Annotated in this window: 17 protein-coding genes and 2 pseudogenes; 13 read left to right on the top strand and 6 right to left on the bottom strand. The window is 39.0% G+C overall.

Going from position 1 to position 21,161, the window contains the following annotated elements; genetic code table 11:
* The first annotated feature begins 8 nt into the window (after positions 1–8).
* The 10 genes and pseudogenes from rpsM to rpsI all read left to right on the top strand — a co-directional run bounded on the left by rpsM (position 9) and on the right by rpsI (position 7,564).
* A complete protein-coding gene (gene rpsM / locus J2S08_RS15940; protein WP_307231225.1) occupies positions 9–374 on the top strand; it encodes a 30S ribosomal protein S13 in 366 nt (121 codons plus the stop codon).
* A 25-nt stretch (positions 375–399) separates the two neighbouring features.
* Positions 400–789, top strand: a complete 390-nt coding sequence (rpsK, locus tag J2S08_RS15935) for a 30S ribosomal protein S11 (RefSeq protein WP_307231223.1) — start codon at positions 400–402, stop codon at positions 787–789.
* Positions 790–954: 165 nt separating this feature from the next.
* A pseudogene (locus J2S08_RS15930) lies at positions 955–1,936 on the top strand (DNA-directed RNA polymerase subunit alpha).
* A 70-nt stretch (positions 1,937–2,006) separates the two neighbouring features.
* Positions 2,007–2,414: a 50S ribosomal protein L17 gene (rplQ, locus tag J2S08_RS15925; RefSeq protein WP_307231222.1), complete on the top strand. Its 408-nt coding sequence runs from the start codon at positions 2,007–2,009 to the stop codon at positions 2,412–2,414.
* A 600-nt stretch (positions 2,415–3,014) separates the two neighbouring features.
* The gene (locus J2S08_RS15920; protein ID WP_307231220.1) at positions 3,015–3,854 is read left to right on the top strand and encodes an energy-coupling factor ABC transporter ATP-binding protein; all 840 of its coding nucleotides are present in this window, start codon (positions 3,015–3,017) and stop codon (positions 3,852–3,854) included.
* Positions 3,830–4,699, top strand: a complete 870-nt coding sequence (locus tag J2S08_RS15915) for an energy-coupling factor ABC transporter ATP-binding protein (RefSeq protein WP_307231218.1) — start codon at positions 3,830–3,832, stop codon at positions 4,697–4,699. Before J2S08_RS15920 ends, J2S08_RS15915 begins: the two co-directional genes overlap by 25 nt.
* Positions 4,696–5,493, top strand: a complete 798-nt coding sequence (locus J2S08_RS15910; protein ID WP_307231216.1) for an energy-coupling factor transporter transmembrane component T family protein — start codon at positions 4,696–4,698, stop codon at positions 5,491–5,493. Before J2S08_RS15915 ends, J2S08_RS15910 begins: the two co-directional genes overlap by 4 nt.
* A gap of 14 nt (positions 5,494–5,507) precedes the next feature.
* Positions 5,508–6,254: a tRNA pseudouridine(38-40) synthase TruA gene (gene truA, locus J2S08_RS15905; protein ID WP_307231214.1), complete on the top strand. Its 747-nt coding sequence runs from the start codon at positions 5,508–5,510 to the stop codon at positions 6,252–6,254.
* 459 nt (positions 6,255–6,713) lie between these two features.
* Positions 6,714–7,151, top strand: a complete 438-nt coding sequence (gene rplM, locus J2S08_RS15900) for a 50S ribosomal protein L13 (RefSeq protein WP_307231212.1) — start codon at positions 6,714–6,716, stop codon at positions 7,149–7,151.
* Between the two features lie 20 nt (positions 7,152–7,171).
* Positions 7,172–7,564, top strand: coding sequence for a 30S ribosomal protein S9 (gene rpsI, locus J2S08_RS15895; RefSeq protein WP_307231211.1), 393 nt, complete (start codon positions 7,172–7,174; stop codon positions 7,562–7,564).
* A gap of 112 nt (positions 7,565–7,676) precedes the next feature.
* On the opposite strand, the pseudogene J2S08_RS15890 reads toward rpsI, so the two are convergent.
* Together J2S08_RS15890 and J2S08_RS15885 are read right to left on the bottom strand one after the other, a co-directional pair.
* A pseudogene (locus J2S08_RS15890) lies at positions 7,677–7,946 on the bottom strand (tyrosine-type recombinase/integrase); the annotation flags it as partial.
* 370 nt (positions 7,947–8,316) lie between these two features.
* Positions 8,317–9,405 carry a serine hydrolase domain-containing protein gene (locus tag J2S08_RS15885; protein ID WP_307231209.1) on the bottom strand — a complete coding sequence of 363 codons (1,089 nt, stop codon included), beginning with the start codon at positions 9,403–9,405 and terminating at the stop codon, positions 8,317–8,319.
* 1,735 nt (positions 9,406–11,140) lie between these two features.
* Between J2S08_RS15885 and J2S08_RS15880 the strand changes: the two genes are divergently transcribed.
* From J2S08_RS15880 to J2S08_RS15870, 3 genes are read left to right on the top strand one after another with little or no spacing between them, the layout of a single operon-like run.
* Entirely contained in the window at positions 11,141–13,027 is a 1,887-nt protein-coding gene (locus tag J2S08_RS15880; protein ID WP_307231207.1) for a beta-glucoside-specific PTS transporter subunit IIABC, read from the top strand.
* 14 nt (positions 13,028–13,041) lie between these two features.
* Entirely contained in the window at positions 13,042–14,469 is a 1,428-nt protein-coding gene (locus tag J2S08_RS15875) for a glycoside hydrolase family 1 protein (protein ID WP_307231205.1), read from the top strand.
* Positions 14,470–14,495: 26 nt separating this feature from the next.
* Positions 14,496–15,335: a PRD domain-containing protein gene (locus tag J2S08_RS15870; RefSeq protein ID WP_307231204.1), complete on the top strand. Its 840-nt coding sequence runs from the start codon at positions 14,496–14,498 to the stop codon at positions 15,333–15,335.
* A 289-nt stretch (positions 15,336–15,624) separates the two neighbouring features.
* On the opposite strand, the gene J2S08_RS15865 is transcribed toward J2S08_RS15870, so the two are convergent.
* The 4 genes from J2S08_RS15865 to J2S08_RS15850 are packed head-to-tail and all read right to left on the bottom strand — an operon-like array spanning position 15,625 to position 20,643.
* Positions 15,625–16,383, bottom strand: a complete 759-nt coding sequence (locus tag J2S08_RS15865; RefSeq protein WP_307231202.1) for an ABC transporter ATP-binding protein — start codon at positions 16,381–16,383, stop codon at positions 15,625–15,627.
* A gap of 3 nt (positions 16,384–16,386) precedes the next feature.
* The gene (locus J2S08_RS15860; RefSeq protein WP_307231200.1) at positions 16,387–18,705 is read right to left on the bottom strand and encodes an ABC transporter permease; all 2,319 of its coding nucleotides are present in this window, start codon (positions 18,703–18,705) and stop codon (positions 16,387–16,389) included.
* Complete coding sequence (locus tag J2S08_RS15855; RefSeq protein ID WP_307231198.1) at positions 18,690–20,000, bottom strand: MFS transporter; 1,311 nt, start codon at positions 19,998–20,000, stop codon at positions 18,690–18,692. Before J2S08_RS15855 ends, J2S08_RS15860 begins: the two co-directional genes overlap by 16 nt.
* Positions 19,981–20,643, bottom strand: coding sequence for a TetR/AcrR family transcriptional regulator (locus tag J2S08_RS15850; RefSeq protein ID WP_307231196.1), 663 nt, complete (start codon positions 20,641–20,643; stop codon positions 19,981–19,983). The genes J2S08_RS15855 and J2S08_RS15850 overlap by 20 nt, the downstream gene beginning before the upstream one ends.
* Positions 20,644–21,161 lie beyond the last annotated feature (518 nt).

Below are 21,161 nucleotides of genomic sequence, written 5' to 3'. Positions count from 1 at the left end.
CGTCATACATGGCACGTATTGCTGGTGTAGACATTCCACGTGAGAAGCGTGTAGTCATTTCATTAACTTACATCTATGGAATTGGAAAATCAACGGCACAAAAAATACTAGCTGAAGCAGGAGTCTCTGAAGACACTCGCGTTCGCGATTTGACTGATGAGGAGCTAGGTAAAATCCGTGATATTATTGACAAGCATAAAGTAGAAGGGGATCTTCGCCGTGAAGTGTCTCTTAACATTAAACGCTTAATGGAAATCGGATCTTATCGCGGTCTCCGTCATCGTCGCGGCTTGCCTGTTCGCGGTCAAAACACAAAAAACAACGCTCGCACTCGTAAAGGTCCTCGTAAAACAGTAGCGGGTAAGAAAAAATAATAGGTAAAGGAGGTTCATATACAACATGGCACGTAAAACAAACATTCGTAAACGTCGTGTGAAAAAGAATATTGAAACTGGTATTGCACACATTCGTTCTACATTTAACAATACAATCGTTACTATTACGGATGCACACGGCAACGGAGTTGCTTGGTCTAGTGCGGGAGCGCTTGGTTTTAAAGGCTCACGTAAATCCACTCCATTTGCTGCACAAATGGCTGCAGAAACAGCTGCGAAAGCATCAATGGAACATGGCATGAAAACATTGGAAGTAACGGTAAAAGGTCCTGGTGCTGGACGCGAAGCTGCGATTCGTGCACTACAAGCTGCTGGTTTAGAAGTAACAGCAATTAAAGATGTAACACCAGTTCCACATAATGGGTGCCGTCCTCCAAAACGTCGCCGTGTATAATTTTCTGTATATATTTTTTATCCTTGTCAATAATGGGGTATGATCTATTTTTTTATACAGGAATGATAAAACCAGTTGTTGTGCACAATGGGGAAAGTTAACATGGGGGAATTTCGGTTGTTGAATGAACCGAAGTTTCGACGTTTTGAAGGAGGGTAAATTTGAATGATCGAAATTGAAAAGCCAAAAATTGAAACGATTGAGATCAGCGATGATGCCACATATGGAAAGTTCGTCGTAGAACCACTTGAGCGTGGATATGGTACAAATTTTTGTAACTCCTTAATTAGTATCATAATATTATACTTTGTGTTAATTCTTAATTCGTATCCTATTATCTTCACTCCCGGGTGCTGCTGTCACATCTATTCAGATAGATGGTGTATTGCATGAATTTTCAACAATTGAAGGCGTCGTAGAAGATGTGACATCTATCATCCTTAATATTAAAAAGCTAGCACTGAAAGTTTACTCTGATGAAGAAAAAACGCTCGAGATTGATGTACAGGGAAAAGGAACAGTAACAGCTGCAGATATTACACATGATAGTGATGTCGAAATTTTAAATCCTGACTTGCACATTGCAACATTGGCAGATAATGCGAATTTTCATTTGCGAATGAATGCAAAGCGCGGGAGAGGCTACACCCCTGCTGATCAAAATAAGCGGGACGATCTTCCAATTGGAGTTGTGCCCATCGACTCTATCTATACGCCAGTTTCTCGTGTTAACTATCAAGTTGAAAATACACGGGTCGGCCAAATGACAAACTATGACAAGCTATCGCTTGATGTTTGGACAAATGGCAGTATTGGACCTGAAGAAGCCATTTCTTTAGGTGCAAAAATTTTAACAGAGCATTTAAATATCTTTGTTGGACTGACCGATGAAGCGCAGCACGCGGAAATTATGGTGGAAAAAGAAGAAGATCAAAAAGAAAAAGTACTTGAAATGACGATTGAAGAACTGGATCTCTCCGTTCGTTCTTACAATTGCCTAAAGCGTGCGGGCATTAATACAGTTCAAGAGTTATCCAATAAAACGGAAGAGGACATGATGAAAGTTCGCAACCTTGGACGTAAATCGCTCGAAGAAGTAAAATCTAAGCTAGATGATCTTGGACTAAGCTTGCGCAAAGATGACTGATGCAGAAGGCAACATGAGAGACCATAAGGAGTCATTTGAATAGAACAATTCAACAAAGGAGGGAACCTGCATGACTTATAGAAAATTAGGCCGAACTAGTGATCAACGGAAGGCACTGCTTCGTGATCTAACTACAGATCTTATCATTAATGAACGGATTGAAACAACAGAAGCTCGTGCTAAAGAGCTGCGTTCTGTTGTAGATAAAATGATCACACTTGGTAAGCGTGGTGATTTACACGCACGTCGTCAAGCTGCTGCATTTGTCCGTCACGAAGTAGTAGAATACGTTGAAGAAGAAGCAACTGGCAAAGACGGAAACAAAGTTACAAAGAAAAAGCCAGTGTACGTATTGCAAAAGCTATTCAACGATGTTGCACCTCGTTATCAAGAACGCCAAGGCGGCTATACACGAATCATGAAGCTTGGACCTCGCCGCGGTGACGGCGCACCAATGGTCGTAATCGAGCTAGTATAACAAACAAGGGAGAGGAAGGGCAGACGGTTAAAAGCTACGGCTACAGTCATGCCCTTTTTCACTAACAATAATTGTTCAAAAAAAGCACCAAGCATTTCAAGGAACGCCAGCTGCGAGACCCGGAACGTATTCATTATAAGTGAGGATCGTAGCAGCCAAGTGACACAGAAATGCGCCGGTGTAAAAGGATATTCGATGAAAAAACATCACGTCCTGTGATTTCATCGAACTGACTCACATCCTGTGAGCCTCCGGACTTTTTGAACATCCTGACCAATGGTAGTTCAAAAGGAGGGCAAAAAGCACCAAGCATTTCAAGGAACGACGGTTGCGAGACCCGCAGCGTATAAATCATACGTGAGGATCGTAGCAGCCAAGTGACACAGAAATGCGCCGGTGATTTTTCCCGGACTTTTTGAACATCCTCTTAAAGCTAAATAGAGCGTTATGATGGCCATACCTCGATATGGCACGTCTAGCTCATGCATCTCTTTTCTTTTACAATAAAATGAAAGAGATGCGGGCTTTTTTATTTTCCCAAGCAAACCAGCAGTGAAATATCCATTACATTTTGGAGTGAGTAGGCAAGGGGGAATCATATTGAGTAAGGACATTATTTCGATTGATCATGTTTTTTTTCGCTACGACAATCAATCTTCCTATGCATTGGAAGATATCTCTTTTCATGTGGAGAAAGGTGAATGGCTGGCAATTGTTGGCCACAATGGGTCTGGGAAATCAACTTTGGCCAAAATGTTGAATGGTCTTCACTTCCCTGAAAAAGGGACAGTTCGCGTATGCGGGTTGCTGCTTTCAGAAGATTCGATTTGGGATATTCGGAAGCAAGTTGGAATGGTTTTTCAGCATCCTGATAATCAATTTGTCGGTACGACAGTACAGGATGATGTGGCTTTTGGTTTAGAAAATAGTGGATTTCCACATGACGAAATGGTGAAGCGTGTACACGATGCTTTAAAAAGTGTCAAAATGAGCGAATTTCTCGATCAAGAGCCGCACCATCTTTCAGGAGGACAGAAGCAGCGAGTTGCGATGGCAGGCATATTAGCACTTCAACCTGAAGTCATTATTTTAGATGAAGCGACATCTATGCTAGATCCGCTCGGACGTGATGATGTGCTGAAAACAGTCCGTGCTTTAAAAGCACAAAAGGGGTTAACGGTTATCTCCATTACGCATGATTTAGAAGAAGCAGCAAAAGCTGATCGTATCATCATCATGAACAAAGGCAAAATATACAAAGAAGGCAGTCCAGAGAAAGTATTCCTTATGGAAGAAGAGCTGATCAAACTCGGATTGGATATCCCTTTTTCCGTAAAAATGAAAAAAGAACTAATTAAACAAGGATTTGAATTGCCAAACAGCTATTTGACAGATGAAGAGTTGGTGAATGCACTATGGACATCGCACTTGAACGAGTGACATATAAATACCAGGCGGGTACACCTTTTGAACGACTTGCATTAGAGGAAGTGGATCTTTCTATTTCTAGCGGTACATTTATTGCAATTATCGGACATACAGGCTCTGGCAAATCGACACTGCTTCAACATTTGAATGCTCTTTTACAACCAACGGAAGGAAAAGTAATCATTGGTGATCGCACCATTGATGCTGGAAAGAAAGAAAAGCATTTGCGGCCAATTAGGCAAAAAGTCGGGATTGTGTTTCAATTTCCCGAACATCAATTATTTGAGGAAACAGTGGAAAAGGATATCTGTTTTGGCCCGATCAATTATGGCGTTTCTAAAGAAGAAGCAAAAAAGCGAGCACGTGAGATCATCAAGCATGTTGGACTTCCAGAAGACATACTTCTTCAGTCGCCATTTAATTTATCAGGCGGCCAAATGAGACGAGTTGCGATTGCTGGTGTTTTAGCAATGAAACCAGATGTGCTTGTCCTTGACGAACCAACTGCTGGGCTCGATCCAAGGGGACGCAAAGAAATAATGGACATGTTTTATCAGCTTCACAAAGAAAAAGGCCTAACAACAATCCTTGTTACACATAGTATGGAGGATGCTGCGCGATACGCAGAAGAAATTGTTATTATTGATCATGGCAAGGTAAAGAAACGAGGAGCGCCAAGAGAGATTTTTTCTTCTCCACGTGAACTGCTGTCATTAGGACTGAATGTACCGGACGTTGTACACTTTCAATACTTAGTAGAACAGAAAATGAGGAAAAATCTTCATAAAACTTGTTTATCAATAGAAGAATTAGCACTTGCTTTAAAGGATTGGAAGGTGCGAGGTGATGAATCATGATGGAAAAAATGATTTTTGGACGCTATGTGCCTACCAACTCGATTATCCATCGCCTTGATCCACGCGCGAAGCTGCTTATTGTCTTTATCTATATTTGTATCGTCTTTTTAGCTAATAATGTACTTTCATACGTTGCCTTGGCAATGTTCACTATTTTGCTCATTGTCTTATCGAAAATTCCTTTGTTATTTTTTATCAATGGTTTAAAACCCATTCTTTGGCTTGTTATTTTTACTTTTATTTTACATTTGTTCTTTACTAAAGGTGGCGATGTAATCTTTGAGTTTGGAATAATCAAAGTTTATGCTGCGGGGCTGAAACAAGGCATTTTTATTTCTATACGTTTTATGCTCTTAGTTTTTATGGCATCCTTACTCACATTGACAACAACGCCGATTTCTCTTACAGATGGTTTGGAAAGCTTGCTGCACCCATTAAAAAAGCTAAAGCTTCCTATCCATGAACTTGCTTTAATGATGTCCATTTCTTTACGTTTTATACCAACATTAATGGATGAAACAGATAAAATCATGAAGGCGCAAAAAGCCCGGGGCGTTGATTTTTCCAGCGGCCCACTTAAAGAAAGGTTAAAAGCAATTGTCGCGCTGCTCATTCCTTTATTTATTAGCTCCTTCAAACGTGCGGAAGATTTAGCAACAGCGATGGAAGCAAGAGGATATCGCGGCGGTGAGGGCAGAACGAAATATCGATTGCTGCAGTGGAAATTAGTTGACTCGCTCGGTATCTTACTCATTTTTATCCTAACGGGGATATTAATTTATTTACGAACATAAATGGGGTTATCAAGATGCAAATCCAAAAATACAAATGTATCGTTTCCTATGATGGTTCAAACTTTTCTGGCTTTCAAATTCAGCCGCAAACAAGAACTGTTCAAGGTGAAATTGAAGCAGTATTAAAGAAGATGCATCAAAATCGGTCAGTTAAAGTAGTAGGATCAGGGCGCACAGATGCAGGCGTCCATGCTTATGGACAAGTGATTCATTTTGATTCGCCGCTTGAAATTTCCGATCATCAATGGCTTAAAGCATTAAATAGCATGACGCCTCCCGATATTTCTTTTACGGCAATAGAGAAGGCAGACGCTTCCTTTCATGCAAGATATAGTGCGATCAAAAAGGAATATCACTATAAGATTTATACGGCGCCAACCCGCGATCCTTTTCGAAGACATTTTGCACTGCACTATCCTTATCCATTAAATAAGGCGCTTATTGATACAGCCATTGCTCACTTGATCGGAACCCATGACTTTACAAGCTTTTGCTCTGCCAAAACAGCTGTTGATGATAAAGTCAGAACACTTTTAACGCTCGATTACGAAATCGCAGATGATCATTGGACATTTCGATTTGTTGGAGACGGCTTTTTATACAATATGGTGAGAATTATTGTTGGAACGCTATTAGAAGTAGGCAGTGAGAAACGATCACCTGATGAGCTTCCATGGATTATTGTACAGCGAGACCGAAAGCTTGCAGGGAAAACAGCTCCTCCTGAAGGCCTCTATCTTTGGAGGGTGTACTATGAATAAAAGATAGGTAGAGAAAATTTTTGAAGTATGCTCTTTTTGTAGTAGACAACCTTGCCAGGAGTATTTTTTTCTTGACATTGACAAGATAAAAAGCTATTATATCCTATGGTATGTTATTTTTAAACCACGATAAGCCCCGGAAACTTATTCGTGATGATAACACAAAATAAGGTCGCGCTACATATTAGTAGTCGCTTTCGTTTGATTGATAATAAATAGAGCAGGGAAAGGAACACCCTGCTGATGAAATTTCTTCATTTTAATCTTGCGTCCACTTCCGTTGGAAAAGTTCCATAAAGCTATTGCTGAACAGAACTTTGAAGAATTGGACGACACATACCTAAAAGCTGAAAAAGACGAGGAATGCCAAGGTTGCAGCCTCTTCGTTTCAAATATCTTTAGGTGATTATGAATGATTCCCAATGATTGGGTTCACTTTATTTTTTAGGAGGGTAATTGATGCGTACTACGTATATGGCAAAAGCAAGTGAAATAGAACGTAAATGGTACGTTGTAGACGCTGCTGGCAAAACGTTAGGTCGTCTTTCCACTGAAGTAGCATCGCTTCTACGCGGTAAACATAAACCAATTTATACACCACACGTTGATACTGGTGATCATGTAATCATTATTAACGCTTCAAAAATCGAATTAACTGGGAAAAAATTAACTGATAAAATTTACTATCGCCACAGCTTATATCCAGGCGGTTTAAAAACTCGTACAGCACAGGAAATGAGAACAAAGTTTCCAGAAAGAATGCTTGAACTATCCATTAAAGGAATGCTTCCAAAAGGTTCCTTAGGACGTCAAATGTTCAAAAAACTGCATGTCTATGCAGGACCAGAACACAAAAATCAAGCTCAAAAACCAGAAGTGTATGAGCTTCGCGGATAATTAAAAAGGGAGGTATTATTTTGGCACAAGTTCAATATTACGGTACAGGTCGTCGTAAAAGCTCTGTTGCTCGTGTTCGTTTAGTTCCTGGCAACGGAAGCATTGTTATTAATAATCGCGACGTTGAAAACTATATTCCATTTGAAGCATTGCGAGAAGTCATTAAACAACCTTTAACAATTACAGAAACACTTGGCAATTACAATGTGTTAGTAAACGTTCATGGTGGCGGCTATACTGGCCAAGCAGGCGCTATTCGCCACGGCATTGCTCGTGCATTGCTGCAAGCTGATCCAGAATATCGCAAACCTTTAAAACGTGCTGGTCTATTAACACGTGACCCAAGAATGAAAGAACGTAAAAAATACGGTCTTAAAGGTGCTCGTCGTGCACCTCAGTTCTCGAAACGTTAAAAAACCTTATGTATCAAGACTTTCGCCCATTTGTGTTATTTTCAAATGGGCGAAAGTCATACTAATATTTGGTAATAAACGCTAGAGTGAATGTAATTTGAATGTGATTTTTTTAGGTTTCGAATTGGAGTTCAAGTTCAGGCTCCTGATTCCCGAATTGCACTTCTGAATTAGTTTCTTCTTTTTCTACTTGAGCAACCGACTTAGCTTCACTATTCAAATAATTTGCTAATAGATTGCTTATATTTTCCTCACTTTCTTTTGTTACATGAGTGTATATATCCATTGTTATAGTGATTCTGGCATGACCTAACTGCATTTGAACATCCTTCATCATAGCACCGCTTGCAAACAGCATAGAAGCGTGTGTATGCCTTAGACCATATACAGTAAAGGGTTAATGTGTTCTATCTTAGAACGCCTATAAGCGGCTTCTAGGGCCTCATTTGGATGCTAGACGCATAGGCTTTAAATCACTTCTGGGGAACAGGAAATGTTCAACGTCATCAGGATTATCCCACTCGGTATCGCAAGTCCTTATTCAGCTCCATTAGATTCAGCAAAATGTTGAACGTTTCATCATCTAATTTAATTACTCTAACGGCATTTATTAGTTAGAAAGTTTAATTTTTTTGAAAATCAAATTACAACAAAATATTATAAGGAAATAGATTAATTAAAGCCCTCTCTAGTGAGAAGAGCTTGAGTTTAATAAATTATCTTTTATCAAACTTGAGAAAAGGCTTTTATCATTAAAGTTGCTCCTCCCATATCCAAATTGGCTCCTGAAGAACGATGGATGTAAGATTACGGTTGATTCTTTTTGAATTCACCGTCATCTCGTTGCTAAGAACGATCACTGTTAATTCCTCGTCATTTAGCCGTGTAACATAATGACGGAAACCACTTGGATATCCTCCTGAATGCCCAACTGCTTTTTTCCCCATGACATCTTGAGTATACCATCCATATCCATATTGATACGGAAACTTTTTAGCATGGGTCATACTCATCAGTTCTGATGTTTCTTTGCTTATCAATAAATTATTACGCAGGGCTCTGTCAAACAGTTCTAAATCTTCAACTGTAGAAATGATATCCCCAGCTGCATACGCTGCAGAATTATGCATTAAGGGTCCGACTTTCCCCTCTACATGTCCTTCCGCTTTTGTTATACCAGCCGAAACCGTAAACATAGAATTAAACATGTTGCTTGGCTCAAAAATATGCTCTTCTATATAATTTGCATATGACTGTCCGCTGACTTTTTCAACAATAAGTCCTAACATCACATAACCAGTATTACTATAACTAAAGCTTTTACCTGGGGTAAACTCTAATTCAGAATCGCTAACGGTTTTTACAATATCATTTGGATTCCATTCTTTGCTGTAGTCAAATTCGAAATTCGCCTTTAGATAATCCGGAATTCCCGAGCTATGACTTAGTAGATGACTTATTGTAATAGACTCTCCATTCGGAAAGTCTGGAAAGTATTGCGAAATTGGATTATCTAAGTTTAGAAGTTCCTTTTCTACTAGTTGCATGACTGCTACTGCAGTGAATGTTTTAGATAATGAAGCAATCTGATAGAGCGTGCTTGGGCTATTAGGTAAATCAGTGGCTGCCAATCCATAACCTTTTGTAAATAAAACTTCACCTTCCTTTGCAATTAGGACGGTTCCCTGAAATTTTTCATTTGTCAAATATTGATCGATTTTATCAGAAACGCTTCCAGATAAATTACTATGGTTGTTACGTCCAAATAATAGCAAAGCTACTATAGACACGATTACAATAACAAGAATAGTAATAGAGAAAATTTTTAAGAATTTTTTCATATTTATACCTCTCAATCTATTTCTTTATAGCTTATTAAACACCCCCTATTATAAGACAGAATTTTACATAAAACACGAAGGAGATGGGAAAATTAACAATTTACTTATGATCCTGAATCCGTGACATGATTTTTAGGGTTACTTAATAGACAGCATCATATTTTATTGTTAATGTCATTCGTTTTCCCCTCCATTATTTTTACCTTGTTTATCAAAACTGATTGAACACATTTTGTGTTGGTTGATGAATAATCTAGGTTTAAGTAATATCTTCCTTATGATGACTACTTTAACGCAAAATATCCTACATTTCTACTATATTTTATTGCTCTCGAATGGATCAGATGTTTTAATATGTACCCATTTAAACAAACGTTAGAAATTTGGAAATTGGGTCCTGTAATTAAAGAAGTATATTCAGTAAAACTCGTTGATTACTTACACTTAATGTGTAACTAGTGGCAATAAAAATCCGCTTCACATTGATAATGCTCCGCCAACTCATAATCGCTATATTGGTAATATGGTTCGTGTTTATAGTATTGACTGGCATGGGTAAACACCATTGAGTAGGGCATTGCCCTATTATCAAAAGAAAAGGAGCAGCTTTTACTTATGAATGTATGGAAAAGAAAATTATTGTTTAACGTAGCTGCCTTTCTGTATTATTAAGTGTCGTTCAAGGCATTTTACTTACAACTACTACTGAATCAAATAACTTATATTTATCTTCCAGCTCTCCCGGAAGTTTTATCGTTTTTATCTTTTTCTTTTTAATTCTTTTCGTGGTACATATTATCTTGAGTTTCCTTAACTTATTAGCGGCTAAGTTTACAAAGGGTCTTAAGGAAGGCTATTAGCGTTCAATATTATTGGCTTGTTGTTTATCTGGATATTGTATTATCTTATTAATGATACCATTACGTTGTATTTACTAATTTCTCTAGTCGCATTTTCTGTCGTATCTTTAATGAACACAAACAAAATATTTAACTAACACTATTGAAAAATTGAATCAAGGGTGGCTTATATATAGAAGAAACTAAAGAGGTTTTGTTGTAAGAAAACAATCAAACACTGAAGTGGGAAGAGATAGATACTTAGATCGGAAGAATGAATTAAAGGCAGGAATACGGAGACTAAAGTAGAGGTCAAAAGTGAATGTAATCAGGTATTGATGAATGTAATTTGAATGTAATCAGTGCGAATGAATGTAATTTGACTTGAAAAAATATATAATTCTGTAGAAAGATGTATCATGAAAAACTTCGATATACATTGAAAAGCCGCTGTTTTTAGTCGTTTTATAGAAGAATATATAAACTTGTACCAATTCGGGATGAAAGAACGTAATAAAAACATTGATATATCAACGTTTACAGGCTATCTCTTCAATAATGAGATAGCCTGTTTTATTGAGAGAACTATTTGATAGTTATTTCTTCAGTAATAGATGTTAAATCAATCTTTAATCTTGCCTTCTATTCCTATTTTTCGATCCTCATAGCCAATATAATAATTAATTTAGCATATTGTAATATTTAATTTAGTATGCTATTATCTGCGTAAGCGATTTAACTGAATATAATACAAGTTATGTTGGCGTGTTACTGGTAAAGCAGGCAAGACCAAAATAATTTGCACTCTATTTCCTCATGGAGGGGGAGTTGCATCTTATTTTGGTCTTTTTTTTGTCCCATAACTTAGTGTAAATACCTTATAAAGGAGAAAGAAGATGGATTATAAGCAACTAGGTAAAGACGTACTAAAACTTGTTGGTGGCAAAGAAAATGTATCCATGTTAACACATTGTGCCACTCGATTAAGATTTGAGTTTTATGACTCATCTAAGGTTGACGAAGGTAAGATTGAACAATTACCTGGTGTTATTTCAGTAGTAGATAAAGGTGGACAATTTCAGGTAATTGTCGGCAACGAGGTGCAACAAGCATACCGTGCAATACAAAATGAAATGGGATCTGAGAGAGCTGGAGGAGACAGTAATAAACAAGGCAAAAATAAAGAAAAGAAAAGTCTTATTTCCCGATTGATTAGCGTGATCTCTACAACCTTTACACCGTTTATTCCAGCAATTATTGGTGCTGGTATGATTAAAGCGATTTTAGCGATACTTGTATTATTAGGTATTTTGACAGAGCAAAGTCAGACTTATTTTATTCTGAATACAGTTGCAGATGCAGCATTCTTTTTTATGCCAGTGTTACTAGCTTATGGGGCTTCAATCAAATTTGAAACAAACCCAATTTTGTCCATCACGATTGCAGGAGTATTACTACATCCAAACTGGGCAAATGTATTAGCATCTGGGGAAGCACTACATTTTATTGGTGTACCTGTTCGATTGACTAATTATGCAGGGTCTGTTTTGCCAATTATTATTACTATATGGATTATGTCTTATATTGAACGTTTTGCAGAACGAGTATCACCATCTATTATTAAATTCTTTATGAAGCCGATGTTAATCATGTTAATTACCGCGCCTCTAGCGCTTGTAGTTATCGGGCCAATTGGAACTTATTTGAATGATTTAGTTGCATTGGGAGCGGAATCAATTAATGCGTATGCTAGTTGGTTAATACCAATGCTTATGGGAACATTACAGCCATTCTTGATTATTACCGGAACAGCTTGGGCGATGACACCTATTGCAACTACACAGCTATCAAAAAATGGATATGAAATGATCAATGGACCAGGTATGCTTGCGTCCAATATCGCTCAAGGTGCAGCAACACTCGCCGTGGCAGTGAAAACAAAGAACAAGCAATTAAAACAATTGGCTGGTTCAGCTGGTTTTACAGCATTAATTGGAATTACTGAGCCATCTTTATACGGGGTAACGCTTAAATTGAAAAAACCATTAATCGCCGCAATGATTGGTGGAGGATGTGCTGGTATTTATGCTGGTCTTTCTGGACTTGTTCGCTATGCATTTGTATCTCCAGGACTAGCAGCTATTCCTGCTTTTATCGGAAGTAATCCAATGAACATTGTCCATGCTTTCATTACGATTGTGATCGCATTTGTTGTAACTTTTGCTGTTACATGGGTACTAGGTTTTGAAGACCCAACGGAAGAAGAAATTGTTAGTGAGGGCAATAAGAAACAAGCAAAACCAGAAGATAATGAACCATCCGTTTCAACAAAAGGAGTAAAGGTAGCTAGCCCACTTTCAGGACAAGCAATTGCACTAGAAGAAGTGAATGATGATGTATTTTCTAGCGGTCTACTTGGAAAAGGGATAGCTATTTTACCAGATCAAGATGATGTAAAGGCACCATTTTCTGGAGAAGTAGTGACATTACTCGACTCCAAGCATGCTGTTGGTTTAAAAAGTGATAATGGAGTGGAATTACTTATTCACGTAGGTATTGATACTGTAAATCTAAATGGAGAACATTATAAAGCACATGTGAAACAAGGAGACCGTGTGGAGCAAGGGGATCTACTTATCACATTTGATCGCCAAACAATTATCGATAAAGGATATGAAGTAGTTACACCAGTCATTATTACTAACCATGATCAATTTAAAACGATTGAACTGGTTGTTGGAAAGCAAGTTTCCTTTGGTGAAACAATTATAGACGCCAGATAATAGGAGGATTTAACATGCAATATGAAAAATTAAAGCCATTCCCAAAGAATTTTCTTTGGGGGGCCTCCACGTCTGCCTATCAGGTAGAAGGAGCATGGGATGCTGATGGAAAAGGAAAATCCGTTATCGATATGATGGATCATCCAGAGGGTACAGCTGGTTTTACTGTTGCCAGTGATCACTATCACCGTTACAAAGAGGATATTCGTTTATTTCATGAATTAGGGTTAAAGGCATATCGCTTTTCTATTGCATGGACACGTATTTTTCCTGATGGAGCAGGTGAGGTCAATGAAAAGGGGTTAGCCCTTTATGAGAAACTAATTGATGAACTTCTTCATTATGGAATTGAGCCTATTGTTACTTTGTACCATTTTGATTTACCTTATGCCTTAGAAGAAAAAGGTGGATGGGGCAATAGAGAGACAATTGATGCGTTTATAAAGTATGCATGCGTATTGTTTGATCGCCTTGGCAAGAAAGTCTCCTATTGGTTAACCATAAATGAGCAAAATACACTGATTCTTCACCCAGGTGCAGTAGGTATTCCAAAAGGTGGAAAACTACCTTCTAAAAAAGATTTATATCAACAAAATCACCATATGCTTGTTGCACAAGGAAAGGTAATGGCGCTTTGCCATGAAATGTGTCCTCATGCTCAAATAGGTCCTGCTTTAAATATGACATCTATGTATCAAGCGACAAGCAAGCCAGAGGATGCGATCGCTGCTCATAACTGGGAAACAATTCGTGGCTGGAGTTTTCTCGATCTAGCTATACATGGAAGATATAACCGATTATTATGGAGTTATTTAGAAAATCGGAATTGGCAACCAATGGTTGAAGAAGGAGACCTAGTTGCTATTCAGAAAGGGAATCCTGACTTTATTGCCATTAACTATTACTCCACAGCAACGATTGCCGAAAGTACGGGTGATGCGAGTGATGTAAGCCCAAGGGCAGGTGATCAACAAATTATGCTTGGGGAGCCAGGAGTTTACCGAGCAGAGGAAAATCCATATGTCGATAAAACCAAATATGGATGGGTAATCGACCCTGTAGGGTTGCGTCTAACCTTGAGAAAAGTGTATGAGCGATACAATTTACCAATAATAATTACTGAGAATGGAATCGGTGCCCCTGATGAATTAAATGAAGATGGTACAATCCATGATGATTATCGCATCGATTTTATCAAATCACATTTAGAACAGATTCAATGGGCACTTACGGATGGTGTAGAAGTCTTGGGATATTGTCCATGGGCAGCGATTGACGTTGTCAGCACGCATCAAGGATATGGAAAACGATATGGGTTTATCTATGTCAATCGAGGAGAATTGGATATACTTGATTTAAAACGAATAAGGAAAGATAGCTTTTTCTGGTACAAGCGTGTTATAGAATCCAACGGTGTTGATGGATTGTTCCATAACTATTGAACGTTAGGAATAAAGTTGGTGATCATATGAAGGTGGAAAAAATATTGAATAATAGTCTTGTTCTTTCAAAGGACGAGGATGGACATGAAGTCATTGTAATGGGAAAGGGCATTGGTTTTAAGAGTAAGCAAGGAGATTCCATTGATGAGGATGCTATTGAGAAGGTCTTCGTCCCAAATGATCAGCGTAGTAAACAAGAATATGTTCGTATTTTAGAAAGTGTACCTAAGGAACATATTGAGGGAATTAATACCGCTTTGGATAATTTAAAGGGCTACTGGCAAGGAGAGCTTGATGATCGATATTTTCTTATGCTGCTAGATCATATCGCTTTTGCAATTGAGCGAGTGCAAAAGGGGATTGTATTGCAAAACAAGTTATTGAATGAGGTGCGAATTCATTATCCAGAAGAATTTGAAGCAGGTCTTGCTGTAGTAAAAGACCTAAATGAGCGATTAAACGTAAATTTACCCGAGGAAGAAGCGGGGAATATTGCCTTTCACCTTGTTAACGCGAAGACAGAAGACAAAAACTTTGATAATACTGTTTTGTCCATGAAGATGTTGAAGGACATGTTGAATCTAGTCAAATATAAACTAAAAGTCCACCTTGACTATCGATCTATGCGATACAATAGGTTTGTAACTCATCTTCAATATTTTATTCACCGCTTTTTGGAAAATAAGCAGTTAAACACAAAGGATCTATTCTTATATGAACAATTTAAAATGAAATATCCAACCGAACATAAATGTGCTCAATCCATTGCCAGTTACAGTAAGAATATGATTGGTCATGACGTTACCGATGAAGAAAAGCTTTATTTAATGATTCATTTGGTTCGTCTAACAACTCAGGAAGAATAGATGAAGAGCTTAAGATTTCGAGTTTTTTTATGTGAAATGACTGTAAAAGGTTAAAGATATAAGAAGAGGATCTCTGATTTATAAACAGAGTTCCTCTTTTATTCTTAAAGAAATGGTTTTTCCACTGTCTATTTAAAGGGCATAATATGCTATTGCTCTTTTAGCTCAATAAAAAAGGGATTGAGTTTAAAAAACGAATAGAATGGTTATATAGGGTTCTTCTCTTTCTACATGCCCTTATTTTGAATGCTGTTTCCATCAGTAAAAATTGAGATGGTGAAACAACATATTATATTCCTATTTCTCGCATTTTTGCTGCGACTTTTTTCATCCTGTCATCAATATCTGTACCACTGAATTTCTTAAACCGCATTTCGCTCACGATTTTTCCGTCATACATAAACATAATTCGCTCAGTCCTAGCTGCAATCTTTGCGTCGTGAGTTACAAGCATAACCGCAGTACCTTCTGAGTTAATGTCGGAAATGATGTCCATCATTTCCTGTGCAGATTTTGAGTTAAGTGCGCCAGTCGGCTCGTCACCGAAGATAATTTTAGGACTGCTAATAAGTGCGCGGCATATTCCCGCACGCTGAAGCTGTCCTCCCGAAACCTGGGTAATATCACGCTTTTCCAGTTCCGCAATCCCAACCTTTTTCATAAGCGTTCTTGCTTTTTCGGTAATCTTTGCAGCGCTGTTTCTGTTATCCCGCATGGAAGGAAGAATGATGTTATCGAGAATGTTTAGGTTTTTAACAAATGTTGGCTGCTGAAATACAAAACCCATTTTTGTTCTGCGTAGGTCGGCAAGCTCCTTTTCACTAAGTGCTGATAGATTCCTGCCGTCAAAAGAAACCTTGCCGCCATCAATGCCATCCATTCCACTCATCGCATACATCAGTGTCGATTTTCCTGATCCTGAAGGTCCCATTACCGAAACGAACTCTCCCTCGTTGATTTCAACCGAAACGCCATCGAGAACATTGTGCTTTTCATTGCCTACTCTGAAAGATTTTACTATATTTTCACCGATAATAAGCTTCTTCATCATCTACTCCTTTATGTTTTCAGATATTTTTATTCGTCCCGCGTTCGATGTGCCGATAATTGTTGCGATAAGTACTGAGCATATCATCATCAATGGACATATGAGATACGCAGAAAGTGGATGAACAACAAACTTAAAAGATGACGCTCCAAACGATGAGATAACTGCGCTCGCAAGTACCTCTCCGAGAGTGTTTGCTAGAAGCGTCCCAAAAACAATTCCTACAATCAGAACAAATACCGAACGTGAAATATACTGAATGGTAATATCCGAGTTTGTAAAACCTAACGATTTCATTACGGCAATTGAGTATCTGTCCTTTGCGATTAGCATTTTCATAAACAAAAATGTAACCAATACCGTAATAATCAACGCAACGACAATTGCAGCATTAGAGGCCTTTCCGATAGCGCTTCTTGTCGAGCCGAATGTCTGTGTAATATATTTATCAATGCCCGAAATCTTTGCAAAATGGAATCTATCCGCATATTCCGAAGTCTTACCTCCGACAAGAGATTTATCCGAAAGCTCGGCGTAAATAACGCACCACATCATATCCGCTGAATTGTCGGAGAAAACAGCCTTTGCGGTTTTGCCACCGTTAGTAATGTCGGAATAAATTCCGGATACCGTGAGATTTTTCTCCTTCCCCTCAATCACCAGCGTCATGATATCGCCGACCTTTTTGCCCAGCTCATCAGCGTTAATAGCTGACAGCGCAATCTCGTCTGTTGCGACGGGTGCTCTGCCTTCGGAATATGCTACTGGGAATATCGAATGGTCGCCAAGCTCAATTTTTATTCCTTCCTCCGATCCATACTCCGTCTTTGCTTTGAATGTTTTGGTCGTAAGCACAGCATATTTAGATATAGACCTGTCGCGCTCTAGCGTCTTAACAATTTCCGCTGCTTTTTTAGAAATATTGTCGGTCTGCTGAATGTCAATGCGCATATCACTACTTCCTATCCCCATATATGTGATGAAGCTTTTTGAGGAAATAGTGTTGTACAGGTTCTGTGGAACGATAATGATAAATGTCGAAATCACAAGCACTGCAAGCATTGTGGAGTAAAGACTTTTTCTTGCAAGAACATCTTTTACGCCCAGAAAAATATTCGTGTTAAGTAGCCTGTTTCGGCTCAAACAAAAATGTTTTGCGCCCGCGGATTTTCCCTGTGAAGTACCAAAGCGTATTGCTTCCGCGGCTGATATTTTTCGAAAGCGTCTCAGCACTGTGCTTACATAGGCAATAATTGCAAGGAATACAAACAATATACCGATGAACCCAAACAATAAAGCGAAAGAAGCATTTTCACTTTCCCCCATATAAAGCCGTATATTTTCAAGAAGCATGCCTCTGAACACAAATGAAAGTGCAAATCCGAGCGTACAACCAGCTGACGTAATCGCCGCGTATTTCGCAAGGTAAATCTTTTTTATGTCGGAAACACGCAGCCCTATTGCTTTCATAACACCTATTTCGCGGTAGTCGTCTTCGATTTTCGCAAGGAGTGTAAAGCGTATACACATAAATGCGATTGCAACAACAAGTGCACTTACAAGAAGTATGACCGCAATCATCAGCCCATCGGAAATGGCATTCAGCATTTTGAAAAGCGGATATGTAATTGTCGGTCCGTTTGCTTCAAGTCCTGCGGAGGTGTAAGCAGTTTCGAATGCGCCAATTTCAGACGAGTCCTTTAATCTGAACTCAATCATATATTCCGTGCTTCCGAAATCCTTTATTGCCGCATAATCATTTTCGCTCACAAGAAACCTCTTTGACGAGGCAAGCAACGAATTCATCTGTGAATCGCGGAGAAATCCCGCAACGGTAAATTTCTTTCCGTCTATCACAACCTTGCCACCGACTTTTGCAGTACCGTCCTTCATATAGCCTACCGGAACATAAATCTCCCCATCGGATACATGTATAACGTTTCCGTCAAGATCAAGGAGATAATCAAATTTTTCGTTCTGTGTGCTGAGGCCGTTGTCCTGAACACTGTCCGCGAGCGAGTTTCCGTCAATTACAATCTGCGCACTGTCAACATTGAGAAATTCAAGCACCTGAAATTCATCGACATTGCTGTTCTTCTCCGCGAAATTCGCAAGCCGAACAGTATTAATATCACCCGAATGCATCTGCATAAAATGCGGAGTTTTCGCCTGCTTCATGAGTGTATCTATCGCACCCGAAAGATTTACGACAAGTATCGCAGAGAGAGAAACAAGCATAGCCGCGGCAGCGACAAAAATCGTTGTTGTCAGCGTTATTAGTTTGCTTTTTGAAATATCATTGCGGATTATTCTGTAATACATAAGCCACCTCTGTTTTCCAGCTTTTTCACCGATTTCAAGTTGTACAGAATGATTGAAGTAACACATAACAAAATCCCTGCGATAATAATGAGTAATCCCGTTCCTCTGCCACTACCCGTACCAATGATCTTTCCCACACTGTTAGCAAGCACTCCGTCGTCAACTAACAAAGGAGTGAACACATAATCCGCTAGTACACCCGAAAGTGCATAAGCGCCAACAAATCCAAGCTGTGAAATGAACCCTATAAGGGACCATGCTCTGCCCTGAACAGAATTATCAATGTTGGTACGAACAAGAAAATCCAGGCATGTGTTTGCAAATGGCATCATTGCAAAAAAGAGAAATCCCGAAATACCGATAAGTACAATATTTTCGCGAAGTCCGAATACCGTCATAAATATTCCTTCAAAAAACAGCGCAATAGAAAGAACTTTCACAAATCGTTTTTTTATCGGAAAAACTCCTATAACCATACTTGATACAAGCATTCCAGTAGCCACAAGTGTTTTAAGTGTTCCTACTACGGCACTGTTCGAAAAGGTAAGTATCATCGGCATGGAAAGTGTTTGTATGAAGCCAAGGAAAAAAGTCATTACCGATGACATGATTACAAGAACAAATACGCCCCTGTTTTCAGAAATGGCGCCCCAGCCGGCTTTGAATTCCAGGATAAACGATTTTGTCTGTTCGTATTTCTTAGAAACAAGGCCTTTACGTACAGCAAGAGTTGTAATAACTGTTACAAACAATGTACAGATGTCGATTACAAGCAGCAGCTTTATATCCGAAACGGTAAGCAGAAAACCCGCAAGTATGGGAGAAATTAGATATTTTGCCGAGCCTGCAACCTGAACAAAACCACTTGCCCTTGTGTACTCCTCCTCGGTAAGCAAATCCGTAACCGTAGCTTTGTATGCAGGAGCAAGCAGAGATGAAAAAATCGAGCTTATTGTAACTCCCACGCAAATTTGCCATAACTGCACTTCTCCACTAAGCATACAAATTAAAATAAATATAAGTCCTATCGCAGAAAGACCGTCGCCCAGCATCATTAGAAGCCTGCGGTCATAGCGATCCACAAGCACCCCTGCCACGGGACTTAAAAGAAGCGACGGCATAAACGCAAGTAAGGTTACAAGTGCCATAGCTGATGCCTTTCCCGTTTGCTCAAAAACATAAATCCCAAGCCCGAACGAAGTTAGCCCGCTTCCTATCACTGAAATAAGCTGTCCTGACCACAAAAGAAGAAATTTTTTGGATAATTTTACCGAGTTATTCATTGCTGTTTCCATTTCTTCTACCTCCATCTCCGCTGTCAAACATCTTCATCATGTACGTAAGACTTCCGCTTTCGACACCGAGCAGCCTTTCTACGTTGAAAACAAACGCCTGTATACGTGAAGCCAGCTCTTCATTCGTCATAATAACCATATCATTATCAAAAACGGTATTCGTATATGCCACAACCATCTCCATGCATTCATACGGATACGGCGTACTGAATAGTCCTTGCTCAATGCCTTCGCGGATTATTTCCGTCAGTATCGGTGGAACGCCGTTGATGATGACCTTTTGTATTTTCTGATGCATCAGCGCGTTCTGAGGCTTGTGAATATGCTCAATAATTTCCTTGCCATTTCCGCCACTTATGTTCAGTGCCATTACAACGCGAATAATACGCTCATTTATGGGGATGCTCTTGTCTGCGGCAACTTCCTTCGCTGCTCCTAAAATGAGGACAGTATACCGCTCAATCAGTGCATCCATAATATCCTCCTTCGACTTGAAGTGATAATACAGCGTTCCCCGCGCAATTCCGACCTTTTCAAGAATATCGTTTGTACTTGTGCCATCAAAGCCCTTCTGACCGAAAAGCTCATCAGCCGCGTCAAGTATTTCGTTCCTGCGCTCCTCGGCTTTTTTTATCACTCTCATTTTTACAACTCCTCTCTATAGACCGACTGTCTGTCGATTGTGTGCTATTATATTAGCATATTGTTCTTTTAAAATAAAGTGCGAATAAAAATTTGCTAGAAACATAAGGTTTTTAGCAGATTAAACCTCAGCTTTTTGAAAAAAGATTGATCAACAACTTTATCCCACATCTAACTGGCAGTAAGACCTCCACCTCAAGAGTAAGAGGAATCAAAGAAGCCTAGGTGGGGGATAACTGCCAGTAAATGTCCGATTGGTTCAACTAACCATCAGTGGGGGATGAAAGAAAACCCCCACTGATGGAAGTTTGACTTTATATGTTTTAATTTTAGGTCTTACTATTATTGTTTTTCTTTCTCCTTTACCTAGTTGAAAACAAAAATCCATTCTAGCAAAGATGTCGCAAAACGACTTTCGATACAACCAGTCACCGTAAGAAAATACTCGCAAATGCTTGAAGAACAAGGATTTTCTTTCGAAAAGGATGACAAGGATTTCAATATAGCGAGGATGATATC

The sequence above is a fragment of the Bacillus chungangensis genome, from assembly GCF_030812995.1.
Taxonomy (GTDB): domain Bacteria; phylum Bacillota; class Bacilli; order Bacillales; family Bacillaceae_C; genus Bacillus_CF; species Bacillus_CF chungangensis.
The sequence above is the reverse complement of the archived record's forward strand: the minus strand, read 5'-3'. Positions and strand labels throughout refer to the sequence as shown.